The sequence below is a fragment of the Mycobacterium sp. PSTR-4-N genome, from assembly GCF_022348085.1.
GTDB lineage: Bacteria > Actinomycetota > Actinomycetes > Mycobacteriales > Mycobacteriaceae > Mycobacterium.
This window is the reverse complement of record NZ_JAKRFN010000031.1, coordinates 1-24,192: the sequence shown is the minus strand read 5'-3', so window position 1 is coordinate 24,192 and position 24,192 is coordinate 1. Positions and strand designations below refer to the sequence as shown.

Genomic DNA, 24,192 nt, shown 5'->3' with positions numbered 1-24,192 from the left:
ACACCCGGTCACTCGCAGCTTTCTCGGCCTCCACATTGTGAGTGGGTGGTTCAGCCAGCCCGCGCTGGCGGATTGGTCCGTATGCCGCCATACGTGCGTAGTACGCGGACACCATGTCGCCCACTGCTTCTCGAATCTCGGGACTCGCGCCAGGGAACTCCTGCAGGGCCGTCTGCAGCGCTGTTACGCCGGGAAGGAGGTCACTCGCTTTCGTGTCCCGAGTTGGCATAGCCCCGTTGATGATGGCGTAGCGAGTGCACAGTCCCACATCCTGTGCGTGGGTGTCTCCGGTGGCCGGTGCACCTGCAACATTCGTTGGCTCAACTGTTTGAGTGGCACCGTCGCTCGATGAGGCTGAATTGGTGACGGCCGTTCCGACTGCAGCGCCCAGCCCGGCAGAGATCAGGGCAGTGGCAGCGATCGCAGCGATGAGACCCACTCGACGCGGGCGCTTGGTGGCCACAGTGGGTGACCCAAAATGTCCGGGCGCGGGGGCGGGCTGGTAGACGGTCCCCTCGGGTGGCGGTGGGGATGGCTGGTAGCCCCACCCCTCGGGGGCGGGCTGATACCCCGACCATTCGGGTGCTGGTTGGTAGCCAGCTCCGTGTGCGCGTCCAGTGCCAGGCCCGGTTGTGATGGGGTGGCTCATGTCGTCTCCCTGCGTATCGGGTGGATGGTTAGAGCCTACCGCTCAGCACCAACACCTTTGCCGGTAAAAACTCGTCAGACCGTGTAGACCCCTGGTCCAGCCACGGCAGCGCTGATGGTGGCAGCGGTCTGACCGTCCTCGGCTTCCAATGTGGCAGAGCAGGTGCTGTCGGTCGCGGCCGTTTGGCTTGCCAGAGCGGCGGCCTGAGCTTCGCATGCGGCCAGTTCAGCGGCCCACGGGCTCATGGCGGCGGTGATCGCTGCACTTACCGCATCTGGCCCTGCCCCAGCCGCGGTAGCCGCGGCGGCCCCAACCGCCCCGCCCGCTCCGAGGGCGGCAACGCTGGCTGCCTCGGTCGCGGTGTCGGCTCCATCGGCGATGAGCGCCATCGGTTCGACTTCGATGTTGTCTGCTGACTGTCCCTGTGCCGATGGTGTGACTGCGGGCATTTCTACTGCCTCCGTTGATTGTTCGGGCTGTGCAATGCTTGGGCGAGTTGGTTGGCCACAGGATGTTGGAGCAGCTCGGGTGAGGCGATCTTGGCGCACTCGTCAAACAGCTTCTGTGAGATGGCGTCGAGCCCATCGGCGGCCTGGCGGGCGTTCTGCGCCAACGCATCGCTGATGCGGTCGTTGAGTTCGCCGATGGTCAACTCCTGCTGGAGCCCCTCCCGGACATCGAGGTCAAGCAGACGTCCCCGAGAGTCGTGCACGACGATGATGTCGTCGTCGTCGCTGGTGCTCGACAGGAATGCGTCGGTCTCCTCGTCCCAGGCGTAGATCGCGTCCAGCATCCTGTTCAGCGGTGCCAGCGCCGCCTCGGCGGCAGGGTTAATCGGTGGTGTCGCCATCGGTCTCCTCCTGAGTCTTGGACGACGTACGCCGGCCAGGACGCTTCCTCACTTGTTCCAACTCCCCGAACACCGGCTCAGTGTTCGCGTGGCCGCGATGCACGACCCGCTTGTCGGGGAAAAGGTCTTTATCCCGCTCGGGTTCGTTGTTGCCGCCCATACCGCCCATCATCGGCGGATACATGCCTCCCATCATCGGACCGCCGACTCGGCCAGGGGCCGGCGCGGGCGCCGCAGGCGGTGCGCTGGCCGGTGGGCTGATCGCCGCACCGGGGGCGGCTGCGGACACCGAACTCGATGGGCCGCCAGCAGGCAATCCGCCGCCACCACCGCCGCCGCCGCTGCTTGCCGGGCTGGTACCCAGATCACTCGGGCCGAGGTCGTCAAGGCCCATGTCCTCCGGAGGCGGCAAGCCCTCACCGCCGGTGCTGGGCATGCCCCCCAGGCCGGGCAGACTCGGGATCCCCGACAGCGCCGACAGCGGAGAAGCGCCCCCGCCGGGCATCATCCCCGAAGCGCCGCCCGCAGATTGGCTCACCGCGCCCAGAATCGAACCCAGGACAGTGCCCGCGGTGTTGGCGGTCGCATCGGTGGCCGGAGTCAGCGGAGGTTGCGCCGCAGTTGGCTCACTGGGAAGGTCCCCCTGCTCTGCGGCCGCGATGTCGCCGGTCGGCTGTGCAGTTGGGTCGCTGTTGGTCGCCGGATCACCCTCGGTGCCAGGATCGCCAGACCCGGGTCCGTCCTTGATCTCCTCGGTGGTGGGCTCGGGCTTGTCCCTTTTCTCGTCAGCCTCGGTGGTGGACTCTTTGTGCTCAGCATTCTCGGTGCCAGGGGTGTTGCCCACGATCGGCGGGGGTGCCGGCGGTGGCGGCGGCACGGTCACGGTGTCGGTGTTGGCGGCCAGCGCATAGCTGGTCTGTGCAGCTACGGCCTCAGCCTGCGCGGTAGAAAGGTTGGTCTTGGCCACCACCAGCGGCTCACTGATCACACCTGCGCTGGAGTTGAACTTCTGCAGCGCGGTGCGGTACTCCTGGCGCAACGCCTTGAACGTCTCCGGCGTCGGCGTCGCGGTGCGGGTATTGTCGACGGTGTTGGCCGCCGACTCCGCTGAGGACGCCAGAGTCCTGGCGTAGTTCGCCGAATCGGCCAACCACGAGGCGTGCTCGGAGATGTTGCGGCCTGCGGGTTGGTTCCCCTCGTTCCAGTTCGCGTCGACCCCTTGGGCAGCGCGCTTGGTGTCGCCGGCCTGCTTGTCCAATTCCGTTGCCAGCGTTCGGAACTGGGTGGCCAACGTGCGCAGCGGCTCTGACCCCGGCCCGCCGTGGATGAGCGAGGACCAGGTTTCAGCGGGCACGGGTGTGGGAGCGGCAGGAACTGCCGGGGCGGCCGGTAACGACGGCACCTGGCCGGGCCCGGTGGGCAGGACGGGTGCGGCCGAGGAAGGCCGGGCCTGCCCATAGGAAGAGATCACCGTGGCGGCATCGGCGTCACTTTGGTCCAGTGCCACCCCGGTGGTGGCCACGGCCATTCCTCCGGCGGCCCGCTGGGCGATCGAGTGCCCGAGGAGCAGTTCCAGACCCGTGGCCCATGCGGTGAACGACGCGGCCACCGCGGTCGACACCTCGTCGGGGGCCGCGGGCTGGCACAGCGAGCAGGAGGGTGAATGCCCGGCCGCGTCGTCCTGCAACTCGCGGCCGTGGGCGACCAGGGCGGGCGGTTCGAACGAAATGTCAACCACGCCATCCCCCTTTCCGGCTCAACCCAACCCCACCCGGACGATCCTCGCTGAGATCAGTTCGACACCGCGGCGTCGATGGCGCGGGCGGTGTCGTCGTCAGCGGCCTCGAAGCCAGTCCGATGATTACGCAGTTTCTGCGCGTGCGACCGAGCCCAGGCGATGACGCGCTCGTAGCTCAGACCCCGTTCGGTCGTCTCCAGCGCTTTGGCCTGAATGAACGCCGAGTAGATCGGCCCCAACTGGTTACTCAACTGCTCCATGTCGGGCTGTGTCGACGCCAGGTATCGACCCAGCTCATCGGCGTACTGGTCCCAACGGTCGGCAAGGGCTGCCGCGGCCTCCGGGTCCAAACTGATCTGATCAGCGCTCATAACGATTCAGCCTCTCTCGTGCCCGCCCGATGTGCCTAACATGTTCACGAACTGCTCCATTGTGTACTGTACGTCTCATCGCGCGCAAGGGAGTGTGCAAGACACGCGGGAATCACTTACAGGGTAGAGCGGTTCCGAGATGAAAGAGTCACCTGTTATGGAGATGCACCGTCGCCATCGCAGCACCTACAAGGGTGATAGGGCCCAGATCATGGCCCTCCCAGACCCGACCGTATGCGCCCTGGTCCGCGAACGCGCAGCACTGTTGAACGTTCCGGTCGTGCAGTACGCCGGAGACGTGCTGTCTGAGCACGTCGGCCTGGATCATCTTGTCCGTGAACTGCACGGCCTGGATCTAGGCATCCTGCCCCCCGCGGTGCCGGATATGGAACGCGCCTCCTACGTCGAAGCGCTGGAGGCACCCAGTTTCGTCAAGGCCCTCGCTCCGCGTGAGGTCTACAACGTGGTCAGGACCCGCGCTGCGATGCTCGGCATCTCCATGGGCCGCTACCTCGGTGATGTGCTGTGCGAGCACGTCGGCATGCCCGAGCTGATGACCGACCTATACCGGTTCGACCTCACCGAGTTGAACCTGACAGACCTGACCACCGATGCGCCCGGGCGCGGTGAGGAGCTGCCGTTGGCGATCTGAACACCCCAGCCCCCCTTTCGTCTTGTTGTCGTGGATGACCACTCTGGGGGCAGATGTGACAAATACATAGCTGGTGTGCGGATTTCCACCCGGACATGAACAAAGGCCCCACTAGGGGGCCTCGTTCCGGTTTCGATTCGAAGTTGGCCCTTCGAATCTGGGTCCGCACCCGCATCCCCGAAGGGACGTTGTTCTTTGCAGGACTCGTCTCACGGTAGCGCACACCCACGATTCTTTCCAGAACCGGCGCGGAGTCTGTGCAGAAACCGTGATCTTTCGCGCACCCCGAAACCTGGGGTGCCATACACACCGACCCGCAGGTGGGCGGTGTAGCGGTGGCACACCATGTGCCTGCCTCCCCCACTCCCGATCAGGTGTGGGCGGCGCTGGCGCCGCTGCTGAGCGCCCCAGGGCGCACCACTATGCGCCTGTACAACCCGACGACGGGCAAGTTCAGCACCAGCCGCCAACTCACCCGCAAACTGCCGGGCCGACCCGCAGCGGTCTACCTCTACACCGAACACGCCGCGACCACACGCATCCTGGCGTTGGACTTCGACTCCACCCGCGGCGGACAGACCGCGGTGCAGCGTGACGTCGAGATCGCCCGCCGCTGGCTCACAGCCGCCGGCGGCCGCCTGATCATCGACCGCTCCACCAACGGCGGGATGCACATCATCTGCCCGCTGGCGCCGGCCACCAGCGCCACCCACGCCGAGATCACGCAACTGACGACGGTCCTGGCCGCACATCTGCCGACCCTGGACACCTCACCTAACGGCAACGTCGCGACGGGCTGCCTGAGCCTGCCCGGCACCCTCGACAAGCAAGGTGGACACCGCCAGTTACTCGGCAGCCTCAGCAACGCACTCGACGCCATCGCCGACGGCTCCACCCCAGACTTCCTGCCCACCCTCTACGCCCACCTCGGCATTCTCAAACGACCCTCCACCGCGGCCCCGACGCCCGCGAACGCCACCGCCCCCGCCGAAAACTGCCCAGCCCTGGCGCAGTTCACCACCGGCACCGGCGACGACCTACGCCTGGCGCCCCAGCACACCAACCCCACACCCATCCCGGCCGCAGTGCTGCACTACGCCACCCACGGTGACGCCAACGGGTCGGCAGGCCGCGCCTGGCCCAGCCACTCCGAAGCCCGGATGTCGGTGATCTACCACGCCGTCATGCGCGGCTACACCCTCAACGACCTGCGCGAACTCATCGCCCCCGCCGGTCCCTGGCACCACGGCTTGGGGACAGCGTTCAACCGCTACGGCAACCGCGCCGACATCGCCCTGACCAGGGACTTCAGCAAGGCGATGAACCACTACTACGAAATGGTGTTAATTCACCGGCACCGTCAGCACAAGCTACAGAAAGACTCACCGGGGGGGTCAACACTCAAGGCACCCAACTCAGCGACGCGCGGACCCAGCGGGCCCGTGGAACTGCGCCGTTGGCTGGCCTACGCCTTCCGCTGGGCTGACACCGAGTATCACGGCCGACGACAACGCTGGACGGTCAAGGTGGTGCTGCAGGCCCTGGCCTACCTGGCTCTGAAATCAGGAGAACAGGTCAACGGCGCCTGGGTTGTCGCGGTGGGGGGACGCAGCCTGTCGCTGGCGGCTGGTCTGATGACCGCTGACGCGGTGTGGAAGGTGCTACGCGACGTGCGTGAACGCGTCGGCGCCCCGTTGATCCTGACCCGCCGCGCCGTTGGTCGCGACGCCGACGCCTACGCCCTGACCAGCCAAGGAGCCGTCACAGTCGACATCGGCGCAGCCGAGCGCATCCGCATCGAACCTGTGCACGATGCCTGGCACGTTCTGGGTTGGCGCCTGCAACGCATCCACGACCTGGTGATCCAGCACGGTCTGACCGAGCGAGCCGACATCTACGCCGCGGCCGCGGTCAGCCGCAGCACCGGCGACGCCATGATCAGCGACCTACAGATCGCCGGCCTGATCGCCGTCACCGGCCGCGGCCGCGTCGGGCCCGGCCCGAGCACCCTCGACGCCATCGCCGCCCAGCACAGACTCCACGAGACCCGTCAGGAACGCATCGAGCGCTATCGCAGGGAACGCAGCGCCTGGCAGCAGTGGCTAGACCGAGGACGTGACGTGCAAGATGACCTGCTGCTCGCTCAGACCGCCGACGAGGCCTACCTGCGCGGCCCCAGCCGTGATCGGGCACTGGCCTTGCAGGCCGCCTACCTGCAGTCGGTGCTGGCCACCGGCCCTCCCCCGGTGCCCGGGTACGACGGATTGCCCGACACCGAGGACGAGGAATCAACCCTCATCGAGCGTCGGGCACTGACCCTGCTGTGGGAAGTGCTCGGCGCCGTCGTGGTGGCGGCCGAGCCCGCACTGAGGTGAACGCGGTCGTTCAGCGCTTCGAGGACGCCAGATACTCCGCCGCCAACGCGGCCGCCACGATCTCCGAACGCGACGCCTCCCGACGCCCTGGATGCCCATCGGTGATGATCGCGTTGACCCAATCGACAATGCGGTTGAGCGCCTGGTCCTCGCCGCCGTTCGGGCGGATGTAGAGCGGCACCTGCGGGTCGGTCCTGTTCCTGCTCGGAGCCGCCGGCCGCCGATAAAACGACGAAAAGTCGGTGTGCTCCTCTGGCCGCCGCGCCAACACCAGCTCGGGCAACCGCGCCAAGTGAGTGCTGACCGCCGCCATGATCAGCGACGTCTGCGGAGGCTGGCCCGGCTGCTCGGCTGCAGCCTTGAACGCATCGAACACCGAACTGGCCACACTGAGGCGAGTCGCGCGCACCACATGCATCACCGGATCGGACCAGTCGATGATCAGATCGGGCAGCGGTCGCCGCACGACGGTCTGCGCCGGCGACGCTGCAGCCGGCGCAGGCGTAGGCGTCGGCTGCGGGGCGGAAGTTGTGCCGCCCGCCGGCGCGACTTCCGTCGGTGCAGAAGTGGGCGGGGCCGGTGGTGTTGCGGCCGCCGCAGGGCTCGCGCTCTCCTGCCCCGCCCGCTGCTGGCCTGCAGGTTCAACGGTGGGAGCGGGGCTGTTGGCCGTAGCAGGGGCGGTGGTCTCGGCGTTCGCCGGGTTCTGTGGGTCGGTGGTATGCGGCGCGGCGGGGTGCTTGGGCGGCGGGACCTGTCCGGCCCTGCGCTGCCGTCCCGCCCGAAGCTTGCTCAATCCACCGCTGACAGCAGTATCGCTCACGACAACGCCTCCTCCTGGTGTTGGGCGATCGCGTTCCGCACCGCATGGGTCAAAACGGCGCGAGCCACGTCTTTGACCTCCGCGACGAACCTCGCGTTGGAGGCGGGAATCTGGCCGGACTTGCCCGGTGCGCACACCGCGCCTGACAACTTGCGGCGCTTGAGGAATGCATGGCTGTGCACGGGCGGGCCGACCTCGATTCCGTAGGTGGTGCTGATCTTCTCCAGGCGGCTCACCTCGGATTCGGGAGCCGCCTCGACCCGGTTGGGCACGAACAGCAGCGGATACCCGCCCTGCAGTTCGTTGGCCATCTGCTCGGTCGCTGCCAAAGCGCGTGTTTCGAGGTTGACCGGCACCACCACCACGTGAGCAGCGCTGGCAGCACCCACCGTGGAGGGGACACCTCCGGGATGGGTGTCGATGACCAGCGGGCGTTTCAGCTCGGCCGACCATTTCTCCAGCGCGGCCGCCATGTCCTGGCTGGCGGGCTGGTTGACCGAGAAATCAGGGTGCGAGGGGATCAGGTCGGCACGCACACCCTTACCGGACAAGGGGCGAGGACACCTGCCCCGCTCCAGGGCGTCCAGCAGCGGCGCATTCGTGCGGGTTTCGTGGCGGTACCCCCACGCACGCGTGGCGCCGCCGGCATCCCAGTCCAGGTCCACCAGCACCCCGTCGAGTAGCCATGCCAGCTCCTTGGCCAGCTCGGTCTTCCCGACGCCGCCCTTCCACGCGGCGATGGTGATGATGAGTCGGTCGAACAGGTCGAGCACGTAATCCGGGCTGGCGCCCACGTCCTCGCAGAACGTGTCCAGGGCAGGCCCCGTCAGGCCGATGCGTCCCAGCGCTGTCCCCCGCTCCCCTGCTGTCACCTGCATTGGAGTTTCCCTTCCATCCGCTTGTGCCGCCACTCGCCCCGCTGCCGTACTCGCGTCGCCGCGCAGTGCCGCCATGCAACATCTGCTTACCGCCGTGGTCCAGCGTGTCGCCACGTCCTGTCACCCACCGCGCGGTAACACTTACCGTCACGCGATAGCACCACCCAATGCCGCAAACGATAACACAGACAGCACCGCCGTACAGCCCCGGCGTAGCGACACGCCGCACGACTTCGCCGCACCTATACGGCGCAGGGCAATGGCGGACGACTTCGCTGGTGAATATGGGCGCACATTAACGGCGCGCCCATTCGCCGCGCCACGTCGGTGCACGTCGGTGCTGCGCCTTCGCGGCGCACCTCGTAGGCCGGTCCCCTCACAGACCGCATAGCCGCACCACCTATGCGCACCTACCAGCCGCACCAGTCAGCTATGCCGTGTTGCACGGCATGTTGTTACGCCTGTTGTATGCCATGTTGCATACCGCTGAGGTGACTGATGTTGCGGGTGCTACCACCGAACCGCGGGGTTATAACCCAAAACGAGGCGCTCTTCGGGGCTCCTCGCACTTCCAGAACCGGGCGCGGGCACTTCCCATAGCGCGGTCCCGCGTTCGGGGCGCCACGGGCGTCTAGGCTCGTTTTCCCAGGTTGGGAGCCTGCTCGGATACGAGGTGACCCATGGCCGGGACGGAGGCCATGTTGCAGCCGCTGTTGCACCGCATGTGAGAGGGGCTGTTGTGGCGCAGAGTGGTCTGGGGGCGACCCGCGCGTGATTCGGCGTAGACCAACTCGTTGCAGAAGGCGATTGACGATTGCGCGATGTTGACCTATCTGTATGCGTGTCAGGCATGTAAGATCGGGGACCAATCAGGGCTTTTGCGGTCCTGTTGAGCAGCGGACCCAAGGAGGCGATCATCGCGGCCGTTGAGCCCGACGCGGAATCCGACGGGCAACCCGATGTCCAACGGCTGTCGCAGCAGATGCAGATACGTCTGCGGGAGCTGGGGTTCAGCCTGCTTGGCGCCTCCAAGCTTGGAATCCTATCGCGCTCAACCCTGACCAGCCTGCGCGACGCGGATCGTGTCCCGAATTTGCAGACACTCACCAAACTCGATGACCTGCTGGTTTGGGAACCCGGGTCAGCTAAAGCCGTCCTGCACGGCGGCGACCCGGTGCCGCGCGAACAGGGCGTGTACAGCCACCTGCCGAAGTCGAGCCTGCCCGAGGAGGAGGCGCAGTCCGGGGTCACCCTCGACAACCTGTTCAACCCGAACGAAGACCCCGCCCAGTGGGACTACAACGCGTTGGTCACCGCAATCGAGCGGCGGCTGCGCGAACTGAACATGACGAAGTCGAAGTTCGCCGCGATCGGCGGCCCCGGCCGCTCGACCCTAGCGACACTGGGCCGGCGCGGGTACGTCCCAACCGCCGAGACACTGGACCGCATCGACCGGTTCCTGATGTGGGAACGTGGATCGGCGCTGACCGTGCTGCGTGGGGGAGCCCCGGTGCGTATCGGCGCCGCGGTCGCCCATCCCGCGCTGGTGCCGCTCAACGCGGTCCGCGACACCCTGAAGGCAGTCAAGATCAGACTCAACCGCCAAGCCCAGAGCGTGGCGCAGCTTCAGTCCGACGTCGATGAGACTTTGGCCCGTGTCAACGTCGCCATAGCAGAAGTGGGGGACCCGGCACGGCGAGCCGTGCTGGATCCAGATTCGGGCAGCTCCGATGAGAGCGATGCCGCAGGTAAGGGAGAAATCCATGACTAGCGGTATGGCCGTAGGGAGGCTGCTATGGGCGACCAGCAGCAACCGGATCTGTTCAGCATCAATGCATCGGAGAATGAAGCCCGTGAGCAGCCAATGGATGCGCGAGGCGGTCGAGGCCGCCTACCGTCAGCTCGGCCTGCCGACGGGCTGGTCCAGCGAGCAGACCGAGACGTTCCTCAACCTGGTGACCGAGCGGCTGGACAACAGGGCCGCCCAGTTGTCGATCGACCTGGGGGAGGACGCCATCAGTCGGTGGCGGATGGCCCATCCCGGCCAAGACCCCGATCATCAGACCACGGTCGCCCTGCACGAGACAGCGCTGGAGAACGCCCGGGAGGCGGTCGTGCGGCAGGAGCTGTACGCGCTGATTCCGACGCCGGCCGAGGATCAACCGGAGCCGGCCAGCAGGACCCGGCCCGAGGTGAGCTGGGAGGACCGGTGGCGCGACGTCCGCTACCGGACCGAACCCAGCGAGGCCGTGGAGGATCTGGTCGACACGGTGTGGCCACAACGCTCGGCGATGTTTCGGGTCAAGGCCGCTTACCTGCTCGCGACCCGCGCGGAGGAAGGCCGCCCCGTGCCCACCAGCCCGCGCCACCACCTGGTGCCCCGACTCACCCCGCAGGTGGAGGAGGAGCTGAGGGCCGACGGGTACCCGGTCGAGTAACCCGCAAGACGAAGGCACGCCAACGCGACGAGCACGACGACCCACAGTTGGCGCTGTTCGCCGAGGACAGCTTCGACCTGCCCACCGATCCCCGGGTCATCGACCCCGGTGGCGCCCCGCTGCCCCCGTTGCACCGTCCGCACCGCGACGTCACCGACGAACAAGACCAGGAGACGGCGTCGCCGGCGGTCGACTCGCTGACCCTCAACTCCGCGCAGCGACCGGCACTCACCCTGGTGCCGCCGGCGCCGGCCGATACCCCCGCCGCGGCCGAGCCAGCCCAACGCCGACCGCACCTGAGCGCAGTACCCGATACCACCGCCCCCGCCGTCGACGGTGATACTGCCGCCGCTGCTGTCGGCACCGACGTTGCCGAGCACTCGGCCCCGGCCAAGGCCACGGCGCCGCAGTCGGAGGAGGTGGTGCACCCACCAGCGGTGGACTTCCAGCCCGGCACTGATATCCGCGTGCCGTCGGGCACCAAGGCCCGGCTGCTGGCCAACATCGCTGTCATCGACACCCTGACGCGGCTGCAGCGCGACGCACGGCCCGCCACCGCCGCCGAGCAGCAGACCCTGGCGTGCTGGTCGGGCTGGGGTGCGATCGCCGACGTCTTCGACAGCCGCAAGGACACCTACGAGTCCCAGCGCGAGTACCTCAAAGAGGTGCTGGGGCAGCGGCAGTACCGGGCGGCCTCAGCCAGCACCCTCAACGCCCACTACACCGACCCGGCGATCGCCGAGCACATGTGGAAAGCCGTGCAGCACGCCGGATTCAGCGGTGGCCGTGTGCTGGAGCCCGGCTGCGGATCGGGCACCTTCATCGGGCTGGCACCCGACAACGCCCAGATGGTCGGGGTGGAGAAGGACCCGATCAGCGCCGCGGTGGCCGCCCACCTGTATCCGTCGGCCCAAATCCGTTCCGAGGGCTTCGAAACCACCAACGTGCCCAACGGCAGCTTCGCCGCCGTCATCGGCAACGTGCCGTTCGGGGACTTCGCGCTGCGCGATCCCTCGTACAACCCGAAACGGCTGTCCATCCACAACCACTTCATCGTCAAATCGCTGGAGTTGACCGCTCCTGGCGGCTACGTCGTGGTGCTCACCAGCCGGTACACCATGGACAACGTCGACGAGAAGGCTCGGCGTGAAATCCTCGCCCGCGCCGATCTTCTCGGCGCCGTGCGGTTGCCCACCGCCGCGTTCCGCCGAGTCGCCGGCACGGAGGTGGTCACCGACATCCTCGTGCTGCGCCGCCGTGAGGCCGACCGCAAGATCGGGGTGGGGGAGGACGGGTGGCTGGCCGTAGCCGACATGGACCTCGTGACAGACGATGGGCGCGAGTCGTCGCTGCCCGTCAACACCTACTTCCATGAGCATCCCGAATACATGCTCGGCACCCCGATGATCGGGCACGGCATCCACGGCAGCACCACCCTGCACGTCCGCACGACCGACCCCTCGGCCGTCCCAGAGCAGGTGGCCCGCTGCCTGCGCCGCATCGTCGATGCCGCGGTGGACCAGGATCGCGGGCTGACCGCCAGCCCGGCCAGCCTCACCGACGTTAGCGAGGTCAACTTCGATCCCGGCCTGTTGACCAAAGCCACCGCCGGCCAACTGCCTGCCTACGGCACGCTGCGCTACAACGCCGAGGCCGACCGGTTCGAATCCTGGGACCGCGACAAGTGGGTGGAAACCAAGGTCTACCAGAGCCGCAAGGACGAGACGATCAAACTGCTGGCGCTGCGGGATGCCGCCAACGCCGTGGTGGCATCACAGCGCAACGGGCTACCACCGCAGGAACGCGAACAGCTCCGCGCCCAGCTCAACCGCCTCTACGACGCCTACGTCAAACGGCACGGCCCGATCCAGCGGTTCAAGTGGAGCACCCCCGCCGAGATCACCCAGGACAAACACGACAAGAGGCTCGGCAAGAAGATCGATTCGTGGCGCAAGAAGAACCCCGACGCCGACCGTCTCCCCGAGGAACTCATCGAGCAGTGGGACCAGGAGGCCTGGGAGGCCCCCAACCCCTACAAGCTGCGCCCGCACATCGTCACCGCCCTGCGCAACGACCCGTCCTGGACCACGGTGCTGGCGCTGGAGTCCTACGACGAGCAGACCAAAGAGGTCCGCAAGGCACCGATCTTCAGCGTCGACCTGTTGGGGCCGCCCACCGTCCGCGACCGCGCCGAAACCGCCGAGGAAGCACTGGCCATCAGCCTCGACCAGCACGGCGGCGTCGACCTCGACCACATCGCCACCCTGCTGGGCACCGACACAGACGCCGCGCGAGAACACCTGCGCGGCCTGGTATTTCCCTCGCTGCGCGACCCCGACGTGCTGATCCCTGCCACCGCCGCCCTGTCGGGCAACGTGCGCCGCCAGTTGCGGGAGGCCAAAAAGGCCGCCGAAACCGATCCCCGCTACCACGAATACATCGACGCGCTGCAAAAGGTGCAGCCCATCGACCGCCAAGCCAGCCAGATCAGCGCCCGCCCCGGATCACCCTGGATCGACGCCCGCTACATCGCCCAGTTCGCCCGCGAGACCTTCGCGCCCTCCGAACACAAGATTCCCCGCGTCAACGTCGACCACATCCAGGGTGTGTGGACCATCGAATGCCCCAACCACGACCGGGCGCATGCCAGCTTCTTCGAAACCTGGGGAACCCGCTACGACAACCGCGACGCCATCGATCTGCTCGAAATGGTGTGCAACAACAAAGAAATCGTCGTCAAATACACTGCGGAGGAGACCGAGCGCACCGGCCGAACCGGCGTCAACCGCGACGCGACGGTCGCCGCGCAGGCCAAAGCTGCCAAGATCAGCGAGGCGTTCCAGAAGTGGATCTTCGCCGACGAGACCCGCCGCGACGAACTGGTCACCGTCTACAACGAACGGTTCAACTGCCTGCGGGCACCCCGCTACTCCGGCGCCGCGCTGACCCTGCCCGGACTCTCGAAGCGCTTCGAACCGCACCCCTACCAACGAGATGCGGTGGCGCGCATCATCGCCGAACCCAACGTGCTGCTCGATCACGTCGTCGGCGCAGGAAAATCCGGCACCATGTTCATGGCCGCCATGGAGCTGCGCCGACTCGGGCTGGCACGCCAACCCTGGATCGTGGTGCCCAACCACATCATCGAGCAGGTCGGCAAGGAGGCCAAGTGGTGGTATCCCAGCGCTGAAATCCTGCTCGGCGCACCGGGAACCGACCCCGAAGGGCGCCGTCGCTTCGTCGCCCAGTCGGCGACCTCGGACTGGGACATGGTGATCGTGCCGCAGTCGCTGTTCGAGGCGATCCCGGTCGGGCCCGAGGTACAACGCGACTACATCGAACGCGAGCTGGAAATCCTGCGCGAGGCACTCAGCGCCACCACCGAAGACACCACCCCCACCAGCGTCAAGCGTCTCGAAAAAGCGCTGCAGCGCTACGAAACCAAACTCAACGACCTCACCGATCAGGCCAGCAAGGACACCGGGTTGCGTTTCGAGCAGACCGGCGCGGACTACCTTTTCGTCGACGAAGCCCACATGTTCAAAAACAGGACGAGGCTGTCGGCAGTCAAGGAATTGGCCTGCCCCAACGGGTCTGAGCGTGCCGACGACCTGGCGATGAAAATGGACATGCTGCGCCAGCGCCGCCGCGAGGAGGCCCTGGCCGTCGGCCGCCAGCCCACCGCGGCCGACGAGCGGGTCGCCACCTTCGCCACCGGCACCCCGGTCGCCAACAGTCTCGGCGAAATGTATGTGATGCAGCGCTACCTGCGTCCCGACCTGCTCGACGACGCCGGCGTGTTCCACCTCAACGACTGGGGCGCAGCGTTCACCTCCACCGTCAACACCGTCGAAGTCAACGCCACCGGCACCCAGCTCAGGCCGGTCACCCGCGTCGGCAAGTTCTGCAACCTGCAGGAGCTGTTGAAGCTGTCGTCGGTGTTCACCGACGTCATCACCCGCGACCAGGTGCTCGACCAGGCCAACATCGAGCTACCGGAGCTGGTCGGCGGCAAACGCACCATCATCAACATCCCGGCCGATCAGGAACTCAAGGACTTCATCACCGACCTGGGCTATCGAGCCACCGCCATCGACCCGAAGAACATGGCCCGAGACAACATCCTCAAGATCAGCAACGACGGTCGTGAGGCCAGCCTGGACCCGCGGATGGTGCACCTACCCGCCCCGGCGTACTCACGCACCGCGGCCGTGGCCGACCAGATCATGGCGGTGCACAACGCCACCGCCGACCGCATCTACAAAGACCCCCAGCACGGCCACGACATGCCCAATCCCGGTGCCCTGCAGATCGTGTTCTGCGACCGGGGGACACCCACCAAGAAGGCCGGCAAACCCAAAGACAGCTTCGGGATGTACACCGCCATCCGCGATGAGTTGATCGCCCGTGGCATGGCGGCCGAGAAAATCCGGTTCATCCACGACGCCGAAAAACCCGAGGACAAGCTTCGACTGTTCGATGAATGCAACCGCGGGATGGTGTCGGTGCTCCTCGGATCCACGGAGAAGATGGGCACCGGGACGAACGTGCAGGCCCGCGCAGTCGCCCTGCATCACGTCGATGTGCCCTGGCGCCCAGCCGATCTGGAGCAGCGCGAGGGCCGCATCATCCGACAGGGCAACCAGAACCGCGAGGTCCACATCTTCAACTATGTGGTCGAGGGCAGCTACGACACGGTGATGTGGCAGAAGATCGAGGCCAAATCCCTGTTCATCGAACAGGTGAAACGCGCCGACATCGCCGTCGATGAAGTCGAGGACGTCGGTGGGGGAGACCTCAGCGCCAGCGCCGCCGAAACCAAGGCCATCGCCACCGGCGACCCGCGCTACGTGCGGCAGGTGCAACTGCAGGACGAGATCGACCACCTCGCCGCACTGGAACGCTCCCACCACGAGACGCTGGCCAGCCGCGACCGCGAAATCGCCGCCAACCAACGCCAACTCGCCATCGTCGCCGCCGACCTGCAGGCCCTAGCGCCCGTGGCCGAAGACGTCACCACCCGCGACCCCGAGGCCCGCCCGACCATCCTGGTCGAAGGTCGCCGACACAAGGAGCGCAAGGAAGCCGCCGAAGCTTTGGCCACCGTCTGCCGCAATACCTACCACGCCATGAAGAACGCCCCCGGTTACGAGAACCGCCCCCTGAACGTCTCGATCAACGGTGTCGGGCTCCTCGCCCGCCGCGACCACATGAACTCGAAACTATGGATCAAAGCCGACGTGCCGTCAGCCGAAGTCGACGTCACGGTGATGGACCTGCACGCAACCCTGGGCAGTCTCGATGACAACGGCAACGCCAAAGCCCGAGGCCTGCTCACCCGCATCGAGAACCTCTACAAGGACCTGCCCAACCATCACCAGCGGCTGCAGCGCCACCATGACCAGCTCGCCGGCGCCATCGAAGACCTCCAAGCCACCGAGGTCGAGGCGTTCGACCGCGGCGACGAACTGGCCGCGCTCCGGGAAGAACACGCCACCTTGACCACGATGCTGCGCCTGGAAGCCGAATCCGAGGCAGCCAAAGCCAAAGCCGCCGAGGCGGCGCACCGCATGCGGGCCGCCGGCCGAGAACCCGGATGGTCCCTGCACCTCAACCCGACCCCGTTCCTCCTCGAGGAATCCGGTTTCGACACCGCCGAGCAGTACCGCTTCGCCCAAAAAATGGCCGAGCGCGCCCGCGCCGCCGAATACCTTGCCTCCCAACAGGAACCGGATCAGGAGGCTCACCGCGACACCGACGAAGGGCTGGCACTGTGAACGGCCAGGAACGCACCGACGACCCATGGTGGAGCTACACCCAAGGCTGCGCGGTCGCGCTGAGCAGGGGAGTGGAACCACCCGTGGTGGCCACGCACGGCCCACTGCTGCAACCCAACGAGGTGACTAGGCTCAGCGCCCCCGCCCACTACAGCCGCCTGGTGGGCGGCGACGGGGGCTTCGACCGCGCCGGCGCCCCATTCTTCGTCAACCCGCTGCTCATGGCCGGAGCGATGGCCACCCAAGGAGCGGTCAACCGCGGCCGACGACGCCGCGCCGAACAGGATGCCCAGCCCAGTTGGCGCAACCACCGCCCAGCCGCGGTCCTCACCACCAACCTGCGGCTGATGTGCAGCCGCCCCGACGGCGGCTACGTGTCGTTCTGGTACCAAGACCTCGCCGAGTTCTACCCCCAACCGCACGCCCGCACCCTGGTGATGTCGTTCGACGAAGACCACACCCCGCCCCTGCAGCTCACCGGGCCCGCCGTACCCGCGATCAGCCTCTGGGCCGGCCACGCCATCTACGGCGATGCCTGGCGCGAGCACCCCCACCTGGCCGCCCTCATCCCCGCCCAACAGGACCGGCAGCGCGACAACCCCGACCACACCCAGCACCAGCAGCTCATCGATGGGCTCACCGAGCAGCAGCGCCAATGGTGGACCGACCAACAACAGCGCAGACCACACCGCAGCACCCGCAGCGCCGACGAAGGACTGAGCAGATGACCGCCCCCATCACACTGCACCGCCTCAACCCCGACGACCTCAGCAGCTACACCCGATCCCGGCTGCGGCACCTCACCAACGGATCAGCCCTCTACATCCCCGGATCACCCGCCGCTGAGTTCCAGCCCCACCATCCACCACGGCTGTACCGACACCCCTACACCAGCACCCAAATGCCGCTGCTGGAGGGCACATTCAACACGCTCACCAGCGGTACCGCCGAAACCTGGCTGATCAGCCTGGCGCACCTCGCTCACGCCGACTGCCCCGCCTGTCAAGCCACCTGGACCGAAACCGCCGACCGCCTCGACACCCTCCCCGCCAACATCGCCCTGTTCCACACACAGCAATTAGGAGCGCATTATCTGCTGCTCCACCGCGAAGACCAGCCGTAGTGGCCACTTCGATGGGCGAAGTCCCGCAGCGGCAATTGTGCAGCGAGGAACGGTGTTGTTGGAGCCGGGAAGTGTCGGGCAAGCTGATTAGGATCGAGAGATGCCGCAAGGGATCTTTATCCACGACGCGAACCACTATCTGCATCCGTCGTCGCTTGACGTGATGGACGTCTCCGACCGTGACGAGCTGGCCATGTACCTGCGCGCACCTTACCCGCCGGACAGGTTTGTCGAGACCTTCGCAACAGCAGGCCCGTTCGGGCGTCTTGACTTCTGGTTCAGCCGCTGGCCGGGGCCAGAGCCGCGCGCTGTCAATCGGCCCGCAACTGAGCTGTTCATGTATGCGGCGAAACTGCGGCCAAGCACCGTTCCGCTCCTGCGTGGCCGAGTCATGATCGTCTCCCATGACGCAGACGGCGGCCTCGCCGGGCTAACGAACGAGCAAATCCACGCTATCGCGTTGCACGCGAACGGTTGGCGCGGACCAATACGGCTTGAGTGGCGCTACGCCGCCGACGCTCATGCCCAGCGGCGCCGGCGCAAGACATCTCAGCGTGACCGCCGACCACTGATGATCTGAAACGACTCCCGCTGCAAGCCGACGTTGCCGTAATGCTCGCCGAACTCGACGACCGCACCGGCGGCCGGCCGCTGGATCCAGGCCCGCAACCACCACAACCGAAACCGCGGCCGCGAGCGAGACACCGCCCCCGACCTCAGCCTCTGGACAGCTACGGGATTGCGGTCCAGGACGGCAACTACTTGAACTGCCGCCCAGCCGGGGCCGCCGACTTCGAATCCTGACCGGTTCAGGCCCACAGGGCTAATCGTGAGACTGTGTCACGAAAGAGACGTCGTAACCGTCTTTTACAGCTGAGGTGACGATGCGCCGGCATTCGTCGAAGTCATACGCCACGATCCCAGCTCGCCACAAAGCGAGTAATCGGTAAATCGGCTCTGAGAGCTGCGCTCCTTCGACGGTGTCGGTCGGTGCACCGCGTCTGATCCGCACATCGTCGGGCAAGCCGTTGGCCCGCCAGCTCAGCACGTCGCTTTCGAACGGAAACCACGTCAGAAAATGCGACTGCAGGGTTGCTTGCAGGATCACCAGCGCCTTTGGGTGTTGTTCAGACGACCCGTAGAGCGAGGTCCTCAGGTCGAACTCTTCCCAAAACACCAACAGGTCGGTGCCAACTACGCCGGCGGCGATCCGCCCCAGCTCGGCGATAGCGACCGCCGCGTCCTGGCCACGCCGGTACGGCCGACAGGTCACCTGCCCAACCAGCCTGTCGCCACCCAACCGATCGAAGACGAATACCTGTGGCGACGGCGATAACCCTTGCGGCAGCAGGGTTGTCGTGGCCGCATTAAAGACCGCCGAGGCCGTCGCCTCCATGGCCGCGGTCAACTCGGGAGGCATCGTCTGACCGTACGCCGAGGCACTGACACCTACGACTCTGGTCTCGGTCCGAAACCCCGTCCGAGGGCCTGGCCGTCACGCCACTGCGCCGCGTTCTTCACGGCGGCATCGGGACCTTCAGTAAGAGACAGCGGACGTCTCACCAATGATGTTGTGAGAGGTCAGATTCTGGCACTTGAATCCTCGGTGAGGTTCCACCGCTCAGCGACGACGTGCGGGATCGGCAGTCCGGAAATGGCCGCGTCCAAGAGGGTGTGGACCGGCAAGCTGGTTGGCAGACGGTGTTTCCAGCGGCCGGTCGGCCCGGTAGATGATCCCGATGTGAGGCAGTCCAGGTATGCAGTGGCCAGCGACACCCGGCAATCGTGGAGCCACCCTCCGTGACCCCGCTGCTCTTCGAGGAAGGTCAGAGCGATTTCGTAGTCGAGATCGCGCCGGGCCGGATCGGGAGGATCGGGTGGGACCTGGGCGAGCTTTTCGACGAGTGCACGGACTGTGCGGCCGTGGGGTCCGTACTCGAAGCCCGGGGTCATGCGCTGCACCACTTCGATGCGGCGAGCCCGAAGCTGGCGGGTGGTGAAACCCGGAACCGATGTCGGTTCGTAGCACAACGGTCGGGTGGGCATGACATGCCACACCTCCCACGGCATGCAGCGGTGGGCATAAGGGCCTCCGGCGTACGCCAGGTACGCCGGGTCGTCGAAGAGCCGAAACCCGTTCCAGTGGCGAGACATCAAGCGCCGTCCCGGTCGCAAGGTGCTGAACTCCTGAACGTTGACGACGTCGCGATCGCGGTAGGCCACGACGTACCAAGGGCGGCTGTCGATGTCAGCGCGTGCCTGTGCATCCAGGGTGGAGGTCATGGTGGGCATTCTGCTCCTTCGGTATGACAGCTGCGCGGCGGTGATTCGTCACCGTGACGTATTAGTGCGTGGGCAGGGGCGTGGTCGAAGAGGAAGGCCGACCTCGGCCTAGGGGGATTTGAAGACATCGTGGTTGTCCGTTCTCATTGATTCTGGGGCATTCTCATTGAATCTGGGGTAAGTGCGTGTCTTTCTCATTGAATCTGGGGCACGAGGCTTAGCGTTTATGTGTGCTGACGTCGGCTGTTTCGGCTGGGCCAGGTGTAGCGAGTGCAGTGGACTTGGAGTTCAACACCCGCGAGGGATGCACGCGGCAATCGCTGGACCGATGTGCTGCAACCCGGTTTGAGTTGGACTGTTCACCAGTGCGGAATTTCCCCTCGTTTCGAGGTCAGCGTAACTTTCCCGGGCTGTGGTGGTTCGCCACAACCGGCGCACATGTAGGTCACGAGTCCTGGGTAGAACGTGACCAGTTGATGGCGTTGGATGCCGATCCGGATGTTGTTGGTGTTCTGTCGCAACCATTTTGGATTCATTGGCGTGACGGCACGCGGCATGCTCCTGACTACTTCGTGCGGCGCCGCGATGGATCTGTCGTCGTAGTCGACGTTCGTGAGGACGACCGGATCTCTGACGCTGATCGGGACGTGTTCGATCGGTCTGCCGCCACGTGCGCGATGGTCGGTTGGGATTACCTGCGTGTCGGTTCCCTCGATCCAGTGCTGCGGGCGAATCTACGTTGGTTGTCGGGTTATCGGCATCCGCGAGTATTGAAGATCGGTTTGGCTGATCAACTGGCGGAGGTCTTCGCTCGGGTCCGTCCGTTGATGGCTGGTGTGCACGCGGTCGGGACTCCTTTGGTGGTGCTGCCCGTACTGTTTCATCTGCTCTGGCACGGCCGTTTAGTTGCCGATCTGCAAGGAGCGGCACTTGGCGACGACACGGCGATTGGCCTCGGGACCGGGTGGTGACCTGACGTGCGAACGGGTGTCGTCCGAGAGGGAGACGAAATCCGTTTATCAGCAGGTGTTTTCACCGTCGTTACCCTGTCGGGCGGATCAGCTCGACTGGTTGACGCTGTCGGCGAGCAGATTGTGGTGCCGCTCTCGCAGCTGATGGTTGATCCGGCATTGGAATTGGTGTCGGGGTCGCGACCGCCACTGTGTTCTGAGGAAATGCTGGCTGGCATTCCCGAGGCAGCCGTCGAGCAAGCACGGTGGTGGGAGCGCCACATCGTGGAGATCCTCAGCGGCCGCCCGCCTGGGACGGCCGCGGGCATTCGTCCCCGCCCAGAGTTCGACACGGCGAAACGATCTCTGCGGCAGCGTGAGCTGGCCAAGTTGGACGAGCTGCGTGCCGCCGGCCACGACGTGAGTCGGAATGCGTTGCAGCGTCGCCGATTTGCCTACGAACGGGACGGGCTCCTGGGAGTGGTTGACGGGCGCCATAATCGGCGGCGCGCGGTATTCGGCCGTGTGGACGACCGTGTCGTCGCCGCGGTGCGGGATGCGATCGAGGGCGAGACCGACCTGTCAACGGGAACGGTGCAGCGTCTGCAACGGCGGGTCGCCAAGACGCTGGTGGCCACCTATGGTGCCGACGACGCGCCCGCGATGCCGTCGCAGCCCACCTTCTACCGGCTGGTCAAGCGCCTCGCGGAAGGACGGCACACGTTCGGGTCAGCACGGACGCGGCGATCGCTGTCCAAGCAGCCCGATGGCCCATTCGGGTCGATCACCGTGGTGCGCCCCGGCGAGATGGTGGAAATCGATTCAACCCTTCTGGATGTACGGGTAGTGCTCGATGACGGCATGGTAGACCGAGTCGAGCTGACTGCGATGGTCGACAACGCTACGCGGTCCATCCCGGCCGCGGTGCTGCGACCGACGACCAAAGCAGTGGACGCGTCACTGCTCTTGGCGCGGGCATTGACGCCCGAACCGATGCGCCCGGGATGGGCCGATGCGCTGCGGATGTCCCGGTCGGTACTTCCGCACCACAGCCTGACCAGTGTCGATCAGCGCCTGGCCGATGCTGCGGCCAGGCCGGTGATCGCTCCCGAGACGATCGTCTGCGATCACGGGAAAGCGTATCTGTCCCAAACATTTCGGCAAGCGTGCTGCACATTGGGGATCAATCTGCAGCCGGCTCATCCCGACTGCCCGACCGATAAGCCGAAGATCGAGCGGACATTGCAGTCGGTGGGCACCCTGTTCGCACAGTACGTGGCCGGTTACGTCGGTTCATCGGTGGAGCGGCGTGGGAAAAACGCCGAGGACGACGCGGTGTGGTCGATGATTGAGCTGCAGGCGCTGCTGGACGAGTGGATCATCGCGGTGTGGCAGAACCGCCCCCACGATGGCCTGCGGGATCCGGTGACGCCGGGGAAAGCGTTGTCTCCCAACGAGAAATACACTGCCCTCGTTGAGGTGGCTGGCTATGTACCGGTCCCACTGGACGCCGACGACTATATCGAATTGCTTCCCGTGCAGTGGCGCACAATCAACAGTTACGGGGTCCGGATCAACCATCGCACCTATGACGCCAAGGCGCTCAACCCATACCGGCGCCAGCATTCCGGGGTCGATGCCCGTAACGGACAGTGGGAAGTGCACTACGACCCGTATGACGTGTCGAGGATTTGGGTGCGCAATCACCACGAAGACGGATGGCTGGCCGCGACGTGGACGCACCTTCGGTCCTCGCCGGTGCCGTTCGGCGAGACACTGTGGCGCCACGCCCGCTCCGTAGCCGACCGCAGAGGGGCCCAGAAGACCCAGGAAGCGGAGATTGCGGCCATCGCGGAGGACTTGCTGGACCGCGCCGCCGCTGGGCCGCAGCAGCAGACGAAAGCCGAGCGCCGAGTGACTGGACGGACCAGCGCCGCGAGCGCCGGCCGGGACTGGCCGGACCCGACGGAATCATCCGAACATCATGGCCCGTCACCGTCGGAACGGGCCGCCGACAACGAGACTTTCGACGATGACGGCGAGATGGCGGAGGTCATACCCCTGCCGGTGTTTGATGCACGCAAGGAGGCCCAAACGTGGCGACTGTGACCGAGATTGCGGCGGTGGGTCAGTTAGAGGATCGCCGCCAGCCGACCACGACGCTGGAGGGCTGGCGGCGTTTTGTTGATGCCGATCCGCCGGAGTTCACGTTGCTCGCCGACGACGAGTGGGCCAGCCTCGGTGAGGACGAGCGGACGGCCTACAACGAGGCCCGGGTTGCGCATCATTCGGAGCTGGTGGTGGTCACCACGTCGGCGATCGAAGCGATCACCCATCAGGGCCGGCTGTTGACATTGCTCAACCAGCGCGAGATCGGGGCCCGGCGCGGGCTGATCATCTCCGGCGGGGCAGCGACGGGGAAAACTACGGCGATCAAGCAACTGGGTCGGTTTCACGAATTGCGCACCCGTGCACGGTTTCCCGGCGATGAGAGCCGGATTCCGGTGGTGTATGTGACGGCCCCGCCGAAAGGGTCGCCCCGCAAGTTGGCGATGGAGTTCGCACGGTTTCTGGGGCTTCCCACGCTCAATCAGCGGATGAACGTGACCGATATTTCCGATGCCGTGTGCCAGGTGCTCATCGATGCCCGTACCGACATCGTGGTGGTCGATGAAATCCACAACCTCAACCTCGACACCCGCGCCGGCGAAGAACTGTCCGACCACCTCAAATACTTCACCGAGCATCTGCCTGCGACATTCGTTTACGCCGGGATCGAAGTGGAACGCTCGGGGCTGTTCACCGGCACGCGGGGACGGCAGTTGGCCGGCCGTTGCGGGGTGATCCACACCAGCGCATTCCCCGACGCCAAGGAGTGGCGACAACTCGTCGCCGCCATGGAAGGTACCTTGCGTCTGCATCGACACGAACCGGGAAGCCTTGTCGCCCAGGCCCGTTACCTGCACCGCCGCACCGGCGGGATGATCGGCAGCCTGGCCCACTTGATCCGGGCTTCAGCAATCCAAGCGATGCTCGACGGCACCGAGCACATCACCCGCGAGGCCATGGACGATATTTTGATCGACTACGCCGCCCACACGGCCGCGGCCCGCACGGCCAGCTGACGTGGCAACTGTCAGGCCGTGGCCGCGCGGACCACGCCAGCGGCTCCCGCGAACGATCGCACCGTTCCGTTGGGAAGCCGTATCGTCCTACATCGACAGGCTGGCCCGCGCCAACCATATCGGCGTCTCCACACTGCGCGGCCATGTCGCCGAATCATGCGCA

The 24,192-nt window shown here is 66.1% G+C and carries 18 protein-coding genes; 11 read left to right on the top strand and 7 right to left on the bottom strand.

Features of this window, described 5'->3' with window-relative positions:
* Positions 1–1,100: 1,100 nt before the first annotated feature.
* The 3 genes from MHN84_RS27380 to MHN84_RS27370 are packed head-to-tail and all read right to left on the bottom strand — an operon-like array spanning position 1,101 to position 3,608.
* Positions 1,101–1,499, bottom strand: coding sequence for a hypothetical protein (locus MHN84_RS27380; RefSeq protein ID WP_179474332.1), 399 nt, complete (start codon positions 1,497–1,499; stop codon positions 1,101–1,103).
* Positions 1,480–3,237: a PPE domain-containing protein gene (locus tag MHN84_RS27375; protein ID WP_241207622.1), complete on the bottom strand. Its 1,758-nt coding sequence runs from the start codon at positions 3,235–3,237 to the stop codon at positions 1,480–1,482. The genes MHN84_RS27380 and MHN84_RS27375 overlap by 20 nt, the downstream gene beginning before the upstream one ends.
* Positions 3,238–3,290: 53 nt before the next feature.
* A complete protein-coding gene (locus MHN84_RS27370) occupies positions 3,291–3,608 on the bottom strand; it encodes a type VII secretion target (protein WP_241207621.1) in 318 nt (105 codons plus the stop codon).
* A 211-nt stretch (positions 3,609–3,819) separates the two neighbouring features.
* On the opposite strand from MHN84_RS27370, the gene MHN84_RS27365 reads away from it, so the two are divergent.
* Both MHN84_RS27365 and MHN84_RS27360 read left to right on the top strand, forming a co-directional pair.
* A complete protein-coding gene (locus MHN84_RS27365; RefSeq protein ID WP_241207620.1) occupies positions 3,820–4,260 on the top strand; it encodes a hypothetical protein in 441 nt (146 codons plus the stop codon).
* Positions 4,261–4,595: 335 nt separating this feature from the next.
* Positions 4,596–6,635, top strand: a complete 2,040-nt coding sequence (locus tag MHN84_RS27360) for a hypothetical protein (protein WP_241207619.1) — start codon at positions 4,596–4,598, stop codon at positions 6,633–6,635.
* 10 nt (positions 6,636–6,645) lie between these two features.
* Here the strand turns inward: MHN84_RS27360 and MHN84_RS27355 are convergent, their stop codons facing one another.
* Both MHN84_RS27355 and MHN84_RS27350 read right to left on the bottom strand, forming a co-directional pair.
* Positions 6,646–7,455 carry a hypothetical protein gene (locus MHN84_RS27355; RefSeq protein ID WP_241207618.1) on the bottom strand — a complete coding sequence of 270 codons (810 nt, stop codon included), beginning with the start codon at positions 7,453–7,455 and terminating at the stop codon, positions 6,646–6,648.
* A complete protein-coding gene (locus tag MHN84_RS27350) occupies positions 7,452–8,333 on the bottom strand; it encodes a ParA family protein (protein ID WP_241207617.1) in 882 nt (293 codons plus the stop codon). The genes MHN84_RS27355 and MHN84_RS27350 overlap by 4 nt, the downstream gene beginning before the upstream one ends.
* Positions 8,334–9,222: 889 nt before the next feature.
* On the opposite strand from MHN84_RS27350, the gene MHN84_RS27345 reads away from it, so the two are divergent.
* The 6 genes from MHN84_RS27345 to MHN84_RS27320 all read left to right on the top strand — a co-directional run bounded on the left by MHN84_RS27345 (position 9,223) and on the right by MHN84_RS27320 (position 18,251).
* Positions 9,223–10,104, top strand: a complete 882-nt coding sequence (locus MHN84_RS27345; RefSeq protein WP_241207616.1) for a hypothetical protein — start codon at positions 9,223–9,225, stop codon at positions 10,102–10,104.
* A gap of 73 nt (positions 10,105–10,177) precedes the next feature.
* Positions 10,178–10,771, top strand: a complete 594-nt coding sequence (locus MHN84_RS27340; protein WP_241207615.1) for a hypothetical protein — start codon at positions 10,178–10,180, stop codon at positions 10,769–10,771.
* A 47-nt stretch (positions 10,772–10,818) separates the two neighbouring features.
* Positions 10,819–16,548, top strand: a complete 5,730-nt coding sequence (locus MHN84_RS27335; RefSeq protein WP_241207614.1) for a helicase-related protein — start codon at positions 10,819–10,821, stop codon at positions 16,546–16,548.
* A complete protein-coding gene (locus MHN84_RS27330; RefSeq protein WP_241207613.1) occupies positions 16,545–17,276 on the top strand; it encodes a hypothetical protein in 732 nt (243 codons plus the stop codon). Before MHN84_RS27335 ends, MHN84_RS27330 begins: the two co-directional genes overlap by 4 nt.
* Complete coding sequence (locus MHN84_RS27325; protein WP_241207612.1) at positions 17,273–17,671, top strand: hypothetical protein; 399 nt, start codon at positions 17,273–17,275, stop codon at positions 17,669–17,671. The genes MHN84_RS27330 and MHN84_RS27325 overlap by 4 nt, the downstream gene beginning before the upstream one ends.
* A 100-nt stretch (positions 17,672–17,771) precedes the next feature.
* On the top strand, positions 17,772–18,251 hold the full coding sequence (locus tag MHN84_RS27320; RefSeq protein ID WP_241207611.1) for a hypothetical protein: 480 nt from the start codon (positions 17,772–17,774) through the stop codon (positions 18,249–18,251).
* 243 nt (positions 18,252–18,494) lie between these two features.
* Here MHN84_RS27320 and MHN84_RS27315 read toward each other — a convergent pair whose 3' ends face one another.
* Complete coding sequence (locus tag MHN84_RS27315; RefSeq protein ID WP_241207610.1) at positions 18,495–19,091, bottom strand: hypothetical protein; 597 nt, start codon at positions 19,089–19,091, stop codon at positions 18,495–18,497.
* A 161-nt stretch (positions 19,092–19,252) separates the two neighbouring features.
* Positions 19,253–19,954 carry a hypothetical protein gene (locus MHN84_RS27310; protein WP_241207609.1) on the bottom strand — a complete coding sequence of 234 codons (702 nt, stop codon included), beginning with the start codon at positions 19,952–19,954 and terminating at the stop codon, positions 19,253–19,255.
* Between the two features lie 230 nt (positions 19,955–20,184).
* Between MHN84_RS27310 and MHN84_RS27305 the strand changes: the two genes are divergently transcribed.
* From MHN84_RS27305 to MHN84_RS27295, 3 genes are all read left to right on the top strand, one after another.
* A complete protein-coding gene (locus tag MHN84_RS27305; protein ID WP_011894084.1) occupies positions 20,185–20,925 on the top strand; it encodes a TnsA-like heteromeric transposase endonuclease subunit in 741 nt (246 codons plus the stop codon).
* 123 nt (positions 20,926–21,048) lie between these two features.
* Positions 21,049–23,013, top strand: a complete 1,965-nt coding sequence (locus tag MHN84_RS27300; protein ID WP_005148662.1) for a Mu transposase C-terminal domain-containing protein — start codon at positions 21,049–21,051, stop codon at positions 23,011–23,013.
* Positions 23,001–24,029: an ATP-binding protein gene (locus MHN84_RS27295; RefSeq protein ID WP_005148661.1), complete on the top strand. Its 1,029-nt coding sequence runs from the start codon at positions 23,001–23,003 to the stop codon at positions 24,027–24,029. The genes MHN84_RS27300 and MHN84_RS27295 overlap by 13 nt, the downstream gene beginning before the upstream one ends.
* The last annotated feature ends 163 nt before the right edge of the window (positions 24,030–24,192 follow it).

Coding starts and splice junctions, on each gene's coding strand:
- MHN84_RS27320 (WP_241207611.1), top strand. CDS start 17,772: ATGCCGCAAGGGATCTTTATCCACGACGCGAACCACTATCTGCATCCG.
- MHN84_RS27370 (WP_241207621.1), bottom strand. CDS start 3,608: ATGAGCGCTGATCAGATCAGTTTGGACCCGGAGGCCGCGGCAGCCCTT.
- MHN84_RS27340 (WP_241207615.1), top strand. CDS start 10,178: ATGAAGCCCGTGAGCAGCCAATGGATGCGCGAGGCGGTCGAGGCCGCC.
- MHN84_RS27325 (WP_241207612.1), top strand. CDS start 17,273: ATGACCGCCCCCATCACACTGCACCGCCTCAACCCCGACGACCTCAGC.
- MHN84_RS27365 (WP_241207620.1), top strand. CDS start 3,820: ATGGCCCTCCCAGACCCGACCGTATGCGCCCTGGTCCGCGAACGCGCA.
- MHN84_RS27315 (WP_241207610.1), bottom strand. CDS start 19,091: ATGCCTCCCGAGTTGACCGCGGCCATGGAGGCGACGGCCTCGGCGGTC.
- MHN84_RS27310 (WP_241207609.1), bottom strand. CDS start 19,954: ATGACCTCCACCCTGGATGCACAGGCACGCGCTGACATCGACAGCCGC.
- MHN84_RS27380 (WP_179474332.1), bottom strand. CDS start 1,499: ATGGCGACACCACCGATTAACCCTGCCGCCGAGGCGGCGCTGGCACCG.
- MHN84_RS27350 (WP_241207617.1), bottom strand. CDS start 8,333: ATGCAGGTGACAGCAGGGGAGCGGGGGACAGCGCTGGGACGCATCGGC.